The following is a 10,669-nucleotide window of genomic DNA, read 5'->3' as shown; positions in this document are numbered from 1 at the left end:
CACTCATAGGCACCTCCTCTCGGACGTGCTGACCGCAGCAGCTTACTCCCTTTCAGTGAGGGTCAATAGGCGTCGAGACGCTCCGACAGTAAGGTCCTGATGGAACATCGAAACGACGATGCACAGCAGCCCGATCCGGCCGCGTCGGAAGACCACCCAACTCCGAATCCCTTAGCGCGTGGCCTTTGATCCACTCTGTCGAATGATAAGGGCCACGTAGACGCAGTGTAGCCAGATGACCGCTTCGGCCGGCGGCGATGATGCCGCTCGCGTTCAACGAACAAGGCAAAAGCGTCAGATCCTGAAAGCTTGCCTTGCCAGAAGCCGCCACTGGCCGCCTTGCTTGTGCCAGACCTGCATCACGCCAACCCGTGAAGAACTGGGCTTGCCGTCGTTCTCGAAATCTGTGGAGAAAATATGGCGGGCAATCGCATTGTCGCCAGCTAAAGTGAGACTTTGGTCGGAGAGCGTGATGGTCTTGTAGATCGTCCGCTTGCCTGCCACGACATCCAGGAACTGTGCCCTGTTCTCAACCACCCCGCCTGAGTGGCCATAGCTGAGTTGAGGTGCGGTTAGCGCCTCAAGCTGGCTTCGATCGGCGCTGATCATTGCAAGCCGCAACTTCTCGACTGCTTGGGTGACAGCGGCTTCCTCCGTCGGTTGAGCCAGCGCGGCTGGGCCTGCCGCGACGATGGCAGCGAGGGCAGCAGTCCTGGCGAGATGGCGACGGATCATTGGCATGTTTGTTCTCCCTCTTACACGTTGAATTGGAGACTTGTTGGCGCCTCCTAGATTTACGTTAGTCTGTGCTGTCGGTTTGGACCAAGCACATCCAAGCCAATCCGGCTCGGCTGCTTCACCGGCTATCGAACGACCGACTATTGCGCAGCGTTCGGATCGACAACTTCTAGCGCATGCATGGCATCTCGGCCTACCATTAAGTCTGATCCGACGACGACCTCTGTGCTCGGAGGCAGCATGTCGGGTGTTGGCAGGCGAGCGGATATTGCTGATCGGCAGCCAAGATCGGCGGCTGGCCGCCCAATTCGGACCTGGCGCGGCTAGGAGCCTGTCTGAGTAGTCGGGCCCGCAACGTCACCCAAGCAAAAGCCTTCCGAGACGCAAGTCGCAGGCGGCATGACCTTCCGCGACGGGGCGGCGGCGCAAAAGGCCATTTTATGCCACGGAATACTCAGACAGGCTCCTAGGTGAGCATTCCCGAACGCGGACATTGACAGGGTCAAGCTGCACCCATTCGGCTGCTTGATAAGGCTCGTACGCCTTCATTGCCGGCAGAGTTTAGGAACTCGGGTCTCGAAGATCTTTCTTCATCGACCGATATGCTCTTTGCAGCGCAGCTAGGCGACGGCGTTCAACCTCTTGCGCCGTCCGGTCTTTCGTCAGCTCCAACGCTGTCAGTTCCTGGCTCAGCTTCTGGAAATGCGCCCAACGGTCGGCATCGAGGCGGCCCCCGTCCAGCGCGTCGCGTATCGCACAGCCGGGTTCGGTGGTGTGCCCGCAGTCACGAAACCGGCAATTCTGGGCCAGACGCTCGATGTCGTCGAAGACCGTGCTGAGACCCGCATCGGCGTCGATCAAGCCCACTTCGCGGATGCCAGGCGTGTCGAGGAGCAGCCCTCCACCAGGGAGCAGGATGAGTCGCCGATGGCTGGTGGTGTGACGCCCCCGGGCATCCGTCGCGCGGATGTCCTGGGTTGCCATCCGCTCCTCACCCAGCAAGGCATTCACCAGCGTGGATTTTCCGACGCCCGATGAGCCGATCAGCACACAGGTCTCGCCCGACTTGATGTGATCCATCAGACTGCCCAGGCCAAGGCCCTGGCGTACTGACACGATGACCACCGGGCAGCCCGCAGCCAGCGTGGCGATCTCGGCGGCCTGGCCTTCGGGTTGCCCGCACAGGTCGGCCTTGGTCAGCACCACCACCGGTCGCGCACCGCTCTGCCAGGCAGCGGCAAGGAAGCGCTCGAGCCGACGCGGATTGAGATCGGCGTTCATCGAAGTGACGACGAAAACGACGTCGATGTTGGCGGCGATGACCTGCAGTGTCTGCACGCTGTCGGCCGCCCGACGCACGAAAGCGGTGCGGCGAGGCAGGACGGCATGAATAGTGGCTGTGCCTTCGCCGGCGTTTGCCGACAAAGCCACCCAGTCGCCGGCGGCCGGATGGCCCGCCTCCCGAGCCTCGTGACGCACGCGTCCGGAGAGCCGCGCGCTTAGGATGCCGACATCCGTAACCACCCGATTTGCTTCGCGCTGCTGGACGATGATGCGCCCGGGGCGGTAGCCGGCAGGCGCATGCGGCTCGAATGGCAGCCGCAGCGCATCGGACCAACCATATTGTTCGATCAAAAGTGGCACTCTTAGATGGGGCGGGAACTCTAGCACCGACCGGGCGGCAAACCGACCCTTTGGACTGTGCTCGGGAGGCTGTTGCCCGACATAGCGTGAGTGGTTGTGTATTACGCCGACGATCACGTACCCCATGCCTTGCTACGGGATTGGCGTCGACCCGCTAGACGATAACCCCCATCGGTCGCCTGAGCGTAATCACTGGTGGCGCCATATCCCAACCAGCCAGACGCAGCTTTACTCCGGCGGCACCCTGGAAGGCGCTATTCCGCTTCCGGCCAGGGTTGGTCACGGCAGGTCATCCTATGACAGCTGCCCTATACCTTGTCGTGCGAGTGATCACGGATCGCTGCTCCACCCACCTCAGCGGCAGCGGTTCCAGCAGTTGTGGCAGCCCGAGGAGAGACGTGGATTGGCCGTCGAGGATCGCCTCCACGATATCCGGCGCCAGCAGCGTGAGGCGGAGCAGCGTACCGAGGTTACCGCGCTTGATCCGCTCCCCTGCCGCTATCTTGCTGATGGAGGCGTACCGCCCCTCGTCCAGCGTCGCTGATACCAGAACGCCCTGGCCAGCGCCTTCACCAACGTCGGATCAGCGCGCGTGGCCACAGTCGGCGCACTGCCCTGCACCGGCATCACCACCGTTCTCCGCCGCGGCCGCCGGTGGATGGCGAGCGGCACCCAGACCGTAATGCTGGCCATCGCGCTCATGCCGTCACACGCTCTGCGCTGTGATCTCGGGCTGCCGCAGCAACGAGCGGATCTGGTTCACTACCACCGCCTCGATCTCCGCCGCGGACACGCGCCGCACGATGCCGTCGTCCCCGGCCGCGTCGCCCTTCAGCACCCGCTGCGCCATGTCATAGAGGTCAAGCCGGCCGTTTGTCCTGGCATGGGTTGGCGAAGGAGGGGACTCAGTGGGCTGGCGGCTCGGCTGATTTGTGGATCTGCTCGTCTTGTATGCCGCATCATGGAAAACAGTGGGTGTTTCGCCCCATGTTGCCCAGGCGGCGCCACCAGAATGAAACATGTGGAGGCTGCCGCCGTTATATAGCAGCAAGTAATCCGAAGCTCTCCGAGGAGGCCGATGTCGAGAGACATCACCCCCCCACCACTGAATCGCGTTGCGCGCCGTGAGCTGCTGGCCGGGGTGGCCACCGAGGCAGGAGCAGCGATGCTCGGAGGGGCGCCTAGTGCCGCTGCGCCACCAGAGCTGCGCGCCCTATTCCGACCGGGGCTGTTCCGAAGTTTCTTCCTCGGTGGGTTTGAGTGCTCAACACAGCGTCGTGCCGACGGGCGGCGGCTAGACCTGATCGCGGCCACGCGGCACGACCAGCTAGCGGCTTCCGACTACCTCCAGCTGACCGAACACGGCATCACGGCCGCCCGCGATGGCGTGCGCTGGCACCTCGTGGAGGGCGGCGCGCCGGGATGGTACGACTGGTCACCCGTGCTGCCGCTACTCCGCGCAGCAGAGGCCATGGGCGTGCAGGTGTCCTGGGATCTGTGCCACTATGGTTGGCCGGACGGGCTGGACGTATTCTCAGCCAGTTTCGTGGACCGCTTGGCTCATTATGCCGCGGCCTTCGGCCGCTTGCATCTCGAAGAAACCGGCAGCCCACCCGTGATTTGCCCGGTGAACGAGATCTCCTTCCTGGCCTGGGCTGGCGGCGACATGGCCAGGATGAACCCCGCCGCGCGCGGACGTGGTCTCGAGCTTAAGCGTCAACTCGTGCGGGCTGCGGCGGCTGCGGCACGGGCGGTGCGCGAGGCGGCACCGGGAGCTAAAGTTCTGGCGATTGAGCCGATCATCCATGTCGTGCCGCTACGGAACGAGGATACGGAACTCGCTGACGCTTGGTACAACAGGGCGCAATTCCAAGCCTGGGATATGCTTGCGGGACGGGTGGAACCTGCACTTGGTGGCGGGCCCGAGACGTTCGACGCGGTGGGTGTCAATTACTACTGGAACAATCAGTGGAGTTGCGCAGGGGAATGGCTGCCTAAGGGACGCTGGCTGTGCGAGGGCGAGCCGCTGTCACCATTCGACCCGCGTACCCGCCCGCTGCACGCGCTCTTGGCGGCCGTCCACACGCGCTATGGCCGCCCACTGTTCCTGGCCGAAACCAGCATCGAGGACGACCTTCGCGCGCCTTGGCTGCGCCACGTTGGCGGTGAGGTGCGTGAGGCGCTCCGGCGAGGCGTTCCGGTCGAGGGCGTCTGCCTCTATCCTATCCTCGGCCATCCCGGCTGGGATGATGACCGCTACTGCGCCAATGGCCTGTTCGAGCTGGAGCCGAACGGGGCAGGGCGCCGCCCCGTCCATGCGCCCTTGGCGGCTGAGCTCCGGTCGCAGCAGCAGTTGTTTGCGCTGCAGTTCGGAAAGCACTCCGGTCAGGCCAACTGACCACCAGGCAATAAGTGGCGTAACATACAGGCGGCCGGTCACTCCGCCTTGATGCCCGCCGTCCGCACTACACCGCGCCAGCGCTCCACCTCCTCGCGCTGGAAGGCGGCGTATGCCTCGGGCGAGCCCGCCACCACCGTGAAGCCGACCTGCTCGAGCCGCTGCCGTCCCTCGGGATGGCGCAGCGCCTCGGTTGCGGCTGTGTGCACGCGCCGGACCAGCGCGGCAGGCATGCCGGGAGGAGCCATGAGGGCCTGCCAGGAGGTGACCACGAAATCCTTCAACCCCGCTTCGGTGGCGGTGGGCACATCGGGCAGCACCGGGTGGCGTTCGGCGCTGGTGACCACAATGGGACGCAGCCGCCCGCCCTGGATGTGGCCCGCCACCGTGCCGAGATTCTGGAAACTTAGCTCCACATTGCCGGCGATCAGGTCAGTGGCCGCCGCCGCCCCGCCTGCATAGGGCACATGGGCCGGTTCAGTCCCTGTGAGCTGCTTGAAGAGCTCCATGGTCATCTGGTCCGAGGAGCCGACACCGCTGGTCGAGTAGCTGGTACGGCCAGGATTGCGCCGCAGCCAGTCGATAACGCCGCGCAGATCAGTCGAGGGCACCTTGTCCGGATTGACCACCAGCACGTTCGGCGTGGTGACCGCCAGGGTGATGGGGGTGAAGGCCAGCGGGTCGTAGCCAAGGTTTGGGCGTAGCGCAGCGTTGATGGCAAAGACGCCGATCGAGCCCACGAGCAGGGTGTGCCCGTCTGGCTGCGCCCGGGCCAGCAGGCGTGACGCGACCTCGCCGTTCGCACCAGCACGGTTCTCGACTACCACCGGCTGGCTCAGCGACTGACCGCCATACTGGCCGAGGACGCGGGCGACGATGTCCGACGGACCGCCGGCGACAAAGGGGACGAGGATGGTGACGGGGCGGCTGGGCCAAGCGGCGGCCCCGTCCTGCTGCGTCTGTGCAGCCAGGGGACCAGCCGCGACCGCGGCACCGAGTGTGAGCGCATGACGGCGGAGCATAGGGGACGCTTTCTCTCCCGGGCGGACGTTGACCCTGCTGGTCCATCATGCGGGCCAAGCATGTCCCTGACCACTTCAAAGCAGAGCTCCGTCATCGACGAACGAAGGGGCTCAGGCAATAGATTTCGATTCGGTCCTGCCGGTCATGCCCATCGCCGGCGCCCCTCGAGTTTCGGGCATAGCCGACCAGACCAGGATACCACCCAGGGTGGCAATCGAGGCGAGCACCAGGAAGGCGGTGTCATACCCGGCCCACACCACCAGCACTCCACCGAGAACCATACTCATCATGCTGCCAATCCCGTGCATCGTGCCCACCACGCCTTGCGCGGCTGCGAAGTGCCCGCTGCCGCGCGTCAGATCGGCGACCACGATCGGGAAGAGCGCGCCGATCAGGCCCGCACCAACCCCATCGAGGAGCTGGACCCCAATAAGCCAGGCTCGCTCGTCGGAGAGGGTATAGAGCGTCCCCCGCATGGCCAGGGCGACAAAGGCGGCCAACAACAATGGCTTGCGCCCCCAGGCATCCACCCGCGCCGCGACCAGTGTTGCGACTGGTACCATGACCGCCTGTGCGACGATGGCGGAGGCCGCTGTGAGGGCAATGCCCTGACCAAGATTACCCAGCGCCAGCTTCTGCGACACCAGCCCCAGCATGCTGGCATTGGCCAGGTGGAACAGGGCGCCACAAGCCGCGAAGATCAACAGGGGCTGGGAGCCCAGCAGCACGCGCCAAGCCGTGGGCTGTGCCGCATTTGTCACCTCGCCGGGTAGCAGGCCCCGGGCGACAGCGTGATCGATCGCGCCCGCGGGAACTGCCGCGGCAGCCGCAATGCTGGCAACAGCCGTAAAACCCATGGACCAGAACAGCACCGAGTTGCCGAAGAAGGGTGCGGTGAGCAGGATCGCCAAGCTGATCGTGCCGTCGCCAAGATGGAACAGCGCCTCGTTCCGCCCAGCGCGGCGGGCAAAGCGTGCCGGGCCAACTACTCCGAGTGAGATGGCGGCGAGCGTCGGCCCGATTGTGACGCCGGCCATGGCTCCGACTAGCCCCGCCAGCGCTACCGACCAGAACTGAGGCGCGAGCGGGATGACAAGACAGGTTGCGGTCATCACCACGACCGCGCCCGCGATCAGCGCGCGCTTGGCTTGCACCGCATCGACGAGTGCGCCGAGGGGCGCCTGCGACAGCAGCCCGGTCAGCATGCCGACCGAGAGCGCGGCACCGATGCTCGCCGGATCCCAGCCGTGTTCGGCCAGGAGATAGATGCCGAGATAGGCGCCGAGCCCATACCGGGCGTCGGAGACGAAGAAACTTAGGGCGTCCAGTGCGCGCTCAGCGCCCCGCTGCTGCATAGGTGGGCTCCGAATCAGAGCGGATTGGAATAGAAGATGTAACGGGCGCGGCCCTGCCTCGTTCCAGGGCGAGTAGCACCCACATCACGCCAGACATACAGGATATGCAGCTGTTATCGCGTCAGGTTCCGCGCCTCTAGCGGCTTACCAGCATGCACTTGATCGACCACTGCCGCCTCGATCTCGGCCGCGGATACCCGGCGCACGATGCCGTCGTCCTCAGCGGCGTCGCCCTTCAGCACCCGCTGCGCCACGTAGTAGCGGTACAGGCGCCCATTTCTGCGGCAATGCGTCGGCGACAGCGCCCGGCCATCGGTGCCGAAGATCAAGCCCTTGAGAAGCGCCGGCGCATGCTGCCGGTTCTGAGCGGCTCGAGCCCTCGGGCTGATCTGCAAGATGGCTTGGACGTCATTCCATAAGGACCGTGAGACGATCGGCTCGTGCTCGCCTCTGTAAATCTGGCCCTTGTGTGAGACGTCACCAACGTACGTCCGGTTGTGGATAAGTTTGTAGATATCGCTACGGTTGAGTGCCCTACCAGATTTCGCCGCGATGCCCTCGCTCCGAAGACGCTGGACTGTTTCGAGGGCGGATTTCATGGCTAAGAAGGTCTCGAAAATGCGCCGGACCCTTGCGGCTTCGGGCTCAAGGATGACCAACTTACGGTTGTGGACAACGTAGCCGAGCGGCACCTTGCCCCCCATCCACATCCCACGGGCGCGGGAGGCCGCGAACTTGTCCCGGATCCGCTCGCCAATCACCTCACGCTCGAACTGGGCGAAGCTGAGCAGGATGTTGAGCGTCAGCCGACCCATGCTGGTCGTGGTGTTGAAGCTCTGCGTGACCGAGACGAAGGTGACGCCATGCGCCTCCATGGTCTCGACCAGCTTGGCGAAGTCCATCAGCGAGCGGGACAGGCGGTCGATCTTGTAGACCACGATGACGTCGACCAGGCCCTGCTCGATATCGGCCAACAGCCGCCTCAGCGCTGGCCGCTCCAGCGTGCCGCCGGAGAAGCCGCCGTCGTCGTAGCGATCTCGGACAAGCACCCAGCCCTCGGCGCGCTGGGACGCCACGTAGGCCTCGCAGGCGTCGCGCTGAGCGTCGAGGGTGTTGAACTCCTTGTCCAGGCCCTCGTCGGTGCTCTTGCGGGTGTAGACGGCGCAGCGGAGCTTCTTGACCGACGCCGGCATGACGCCGTCGGTCGACAGCTTGCGGCGGTTCATACGCCGGGCCTCCCTCTCAGCCCGAAGAAGGTCCAGCCGTTCCAGCGGGTGCCGGTGATGTGGCGGGCGATGGCCGAGAGCGACCGGTAGGGCCGGCCCTCGTACTCAAAGTCGTCGACGCGGACGGTGACCACGTGCTGGACGCCGTCGTGCTCGCGGATCAGCCGCGTTCCAGGCAGCGGCCGGCTATCGGCGCGGATGCGGCGGAGGACGACGTTGCCTCCGTCCAGCTGCTCACCCAGCGCCTCCAGTCGTGCTCGGGTCTCGGACTTCAGGCCGCCATAGGCCAGCTCCTGGATGCGGTAGGCCAGCCGGCTCTGGATGTAGGTGCGGCTGAAGGGCGGCGGCTCCTTGCCGAAAAGGTCGCGCCATTGCTGCTTTAGGTGGGCAATCGGCGCTGCTTGTAGAGCGGCCAGGCGGCCCAGGACGTCCGCTGGTGGGATGCCTGCGATGGTCGGCGTCGGCGCCTGTGTGGGCTTCTGAGTGGCTATGCGGGGCATGCGGGTCTCCGGTTATTCCGGTTCGTATGCATGCTCTGGTCGCCTCGGAAGTGTAGCGAACTCTCTCCGTGGTCGCTGGCCTGTGCGGCATCATGGGCCAGATCCTCGGCCGTGCGGCGCCGAAGCCGCAACAAGCCGGCGGCCAGGATCGCGCAAACCTCGCGGAGGTGGGGTGGGAGGTGCGCCAAGGCGGCCGTGGCGCTATCAGCCATGGCGCCGCTTACCCGTCAGACAGCCGCAAATGCGTGAACCTCGTGCTGACTCTGTCTGGCGAAGCTCCGTGTATCCTCGCCCATAAGAGGATCGACCGATGAGCCAGGGTCCGGTGCGATGCGATATCAGAAACGCCTTGCTGGCGTGATGCTTCGAGGAGCGGATCGAGGACATCCGCAACATCGAGGTCTATTTCATGTCCCAGAAGCTGGCGACGTTCGGGTACCCCAATCTTGGCGGAGCTTCGAACCGCAGCGCTCCCGCTCCGATGGGCGAGCACTCCTTTAAAAGCCTTCGGACGAACTTGGACCACACCTGGCAAGGCATCTTGCTCGATTTTCGGGAGCGGGTGCAGCGCAACGAACTGCATCTTCTTGGCGTCCAGACCGCGCCGGAACGCCATCTGCACGAGAGCCTAATCCCAGGCCAATGGGACGGGGACTTCCGCATTGATGCGCTTGCCAGCACGATCGAGGTGGGACCATATCGCTATGTGAATGTTGTGGTGTTGTCTGGACCGCCTGACCTCTATGGGCCCTCTGTGTCGGAGAGTCCAACCGTTGCGGCGGAAGACCGGGCATTGCGGCCGCAAGATGTTGTGTTGCTCGACGATGATACGATCCTGGCGCTGCTGGAGGAGCACGCCAAGCGGGTGGTTGAGAGCACCGATGCGAAGTTGATCGCACCCGGCAAGATTTCGGTGATGCCGATAATCCGACGCAAAATGTTGTGGCGATTTGAGGCCGGTGAGGTGGCACCGAGGCTCGTGGACGAAGCCAAATCGCTGGCCGCGTGGATTGCTACCAAAGTTCCGTCGCATCAGGTGCCCACCACAGGTCGCATCGAGAATGCCCTGCGTGACGAGTACCGGTCCCTTAGCGCACTTTCCAATGGCACGAAGCCACGTTTACTAGATTGAATCGTGGTGCTGGATCGTGCCTTCGCCAGACGGTCTTGTGGTAGCCGAGACTGCTGCCATAGGGCCCAACCATGGTTCAAAACCGTCGAAGCCGCAGGATCAGGGGCAGCCTAGCGACCTCGAACCGCGGCACCTGCACCAACTCGATCTTGCTCGTCGCTGGTGTCTTAGGCCCGCACACTTGAACGCTGGCGTTGGCTGAACCAGGGACCGCCGTACCTCAAGATCGGTGCCCGCGTGGTCTATCGGCTCGAAGACGTTGAGGCTTACGAGGCGGCCCATCTGTGCGCGAGCACCCTGTCATGAACGCGCAAACCGAGGCACAGGCGGAGCCGGCGCCGGGCAGCCTCACGACCTATAGCTGCACCTTCGGCCATTTCCAGCAGACAACGTCCTGGACCGATGTCCGCGCACTCGCCTGGCTTGCGGTAGCCGAGATCCTGACCCGGCATGAGATTGGTCCCAAGGAGGGGACCGGCATCGTTCCAGCGACCTTCACCGGAACCCGCAGGCACAAGGCTGATGCCCGACGGATCGACATCGTCATGCTCGATAGCGACGCTGGAGCCACTCTGCAGGAGATCACCGCCGCCGTCATCGGTACTGTAACCTGAGGTCTGGAAATTCTGGTGGCGAGGAGGGCGGGCTTGCCC

10 protein-coding genes are annotated in these 10,669 nt (G+C 64.4%); 3 read left to right on the top strand and 7 right to left on the bottom strand.

What is annotated here, in order from left to right; all coding sequences use genetic code 11:
* Positions 1–294: 294 nt before the first annotated feature.
* From AC5JJ1_RS03370 to AC5JJ1_RS03360, 3 genes are all read right to left on the bottom strand, one after another.
* Entirely contained in the window at positions 295–741 is a 447-nt protein-coding gene (locus AC5JJ1_RS03370; RefSeq protein WP_495783708.1) for a nuclear transport factor 2 family protein, read from the bottom strand.
* Positions 742–1,299: 558 nt separating this feature from the next.
* Positions 1,300–2,382 carry a ribosome small subunit-dependent GTPase A gene (gene rsgA, locus AC5JJ1_RS03365; RefSeq protein ID WP_495783707.1) on the bottom strand — a complete coding sequence of 361 codons (1,083 nt, stop codon included), beginning with the start codon at positions 2,380–2,382 and terminating at the stop codon, positions 1,300–1,302.
* Between the two features lie 706 nt (positions 2,383–3,088).
* Positions 3,089–3,232 carry a hypothetical protein gene (locus AC5JJ1_RS03360; protein ID WP_495783706.1) on the bottom strand — a complete coding sequence of 48 codons (144 nt, stop codon included), beginning with the start codon at positions 3,230–3,232 and terminating at the stop codon, positions 3,089–3,091.
* A 228-nt stretch (positions 3,233–3,460) separates the two neighbouring features.
* Between AC5JJ1_RS03360 and AC5JJ1_RS03355 the strand changes: the two genes are divergently transcribed.
* The gene (locus tag AC5JJ1_RS03355; protein ID WP_495783705.1) at positions 3,461–4,780 is read left to right on the top strand and encodes a hypothetical protein; all 1,320 of its coding nucleotides are present in this window, start codon (positions 3,461–3,463) and stop codon (positions 4,778–4,780) included.
* Positions 4,781–4,818: 38 nt separating this feature from the next.
* Here the strand turns inward: AC5JJ1_RS03355 and AC5JJ1_RS03350 are convergent, their stop codons facing one another.
* The 4 genes from AC5JJ1_RS03350 to AC5JJ1_RS03335 all read right to left on the bottom strand — a co-directional run bounded on the left by AC5JJ1_RS03350 (position 4,819) and on the right by AC5JJ1_RS03335 (position 8,884).
* Complete coding sequence (locus tag AC5JJ1_RS03350; protein ID WP_495783704.1) at positions 4,819–5,802, bottom strand: Bug family tripartite tricarboxylate transporter substrate binding protein; 984 nt, start codon at positions 5,800–5,802, stop codon at positions 4,819–4,821.
* A gap of 111 nt (positions 5,803–5,913) precedes the next feature.
* Positions 5,914–7,158 (bottom strand): MFS transporter, encoded by a 1,245-nt coding sequence (locus tag AC5JJ1_RS03345; RefSeq protein WP_495783703.1) that lies wholly within the window; start codon positions 7,156–7,158, stop codon positions 5,914–5,916.
* Between the two features lie 113 nt (positions 7,159–7,271).
* The gene (locus tag AC5JJ1_RS03340) at positions 7,272–8,384 is read right to left on the bottom strand and encodes a recombinase family protein (protein ID WP_495783702.1); all 1,113 of its coding nucleotides are present in this window, start codon (positions 8,382–8,384) and stop codon (positions 7,272–7,274) included.
* Positions 8,381–8,884: a DUF2924 domain-containing protein gene (locus tag AC5JJ1_RS03335; protein ID WP_495783701.1), complete on the bottom strand. Its 504-nt coding sequence runs from the start codon at positions 8,882–8,884 to the stop codon at positions 8,381–8,383. Before AC5JJ1_RS03335 ends, AC5JJ1_RS03340 begins: the two co-directional genes overlap by 4 nt.
* Positions 8,885–9,293: 409 nt before the next feature.
* Between AC5JJ1_RS03335 and AC5JJ1_RS03330 the strand changes: the two genes are divergently transcribed.
* Both AC5JJ1_RS03330 and AC5JJ1_RS03325 read left to right on the top strand, forming a co-directional pair.
* Positions 9,294–10,016 carry a hypothetical protein gene (locus AC5JJ1_RS03330; protein WP_495783700.1) on the top strand — a complete coding sequence of 241 codons (723 nt, stop codon included), beginning with the start codon at positions 9,294–9,296 and terminating at the stop codon, positions 10,014–10,016.
* A gap of 302 nt (positions 10,017–10,318) precedes the next feature.
* On the top strand, positions 10,319–10,630 hold the full coding sequence (locus tag AC5JJ1_RS03325) for a hypothetical protein (protein WP_495783699.1): 312 nt from the start codon (positions 10,319–10,321) through the stop codon (positions 10,628–10,630).
* Positions 10,631–10,669 lie beyond the last annotated feature (39 nt).

The sequence above is a fragment of the Belnapia sp. genome, from assembly GCF_059504005.1.
Note: the sequence above shows the minus strand (reverse complement) of the source record. Positions and strands in the feature narration are given on the sequence as shown.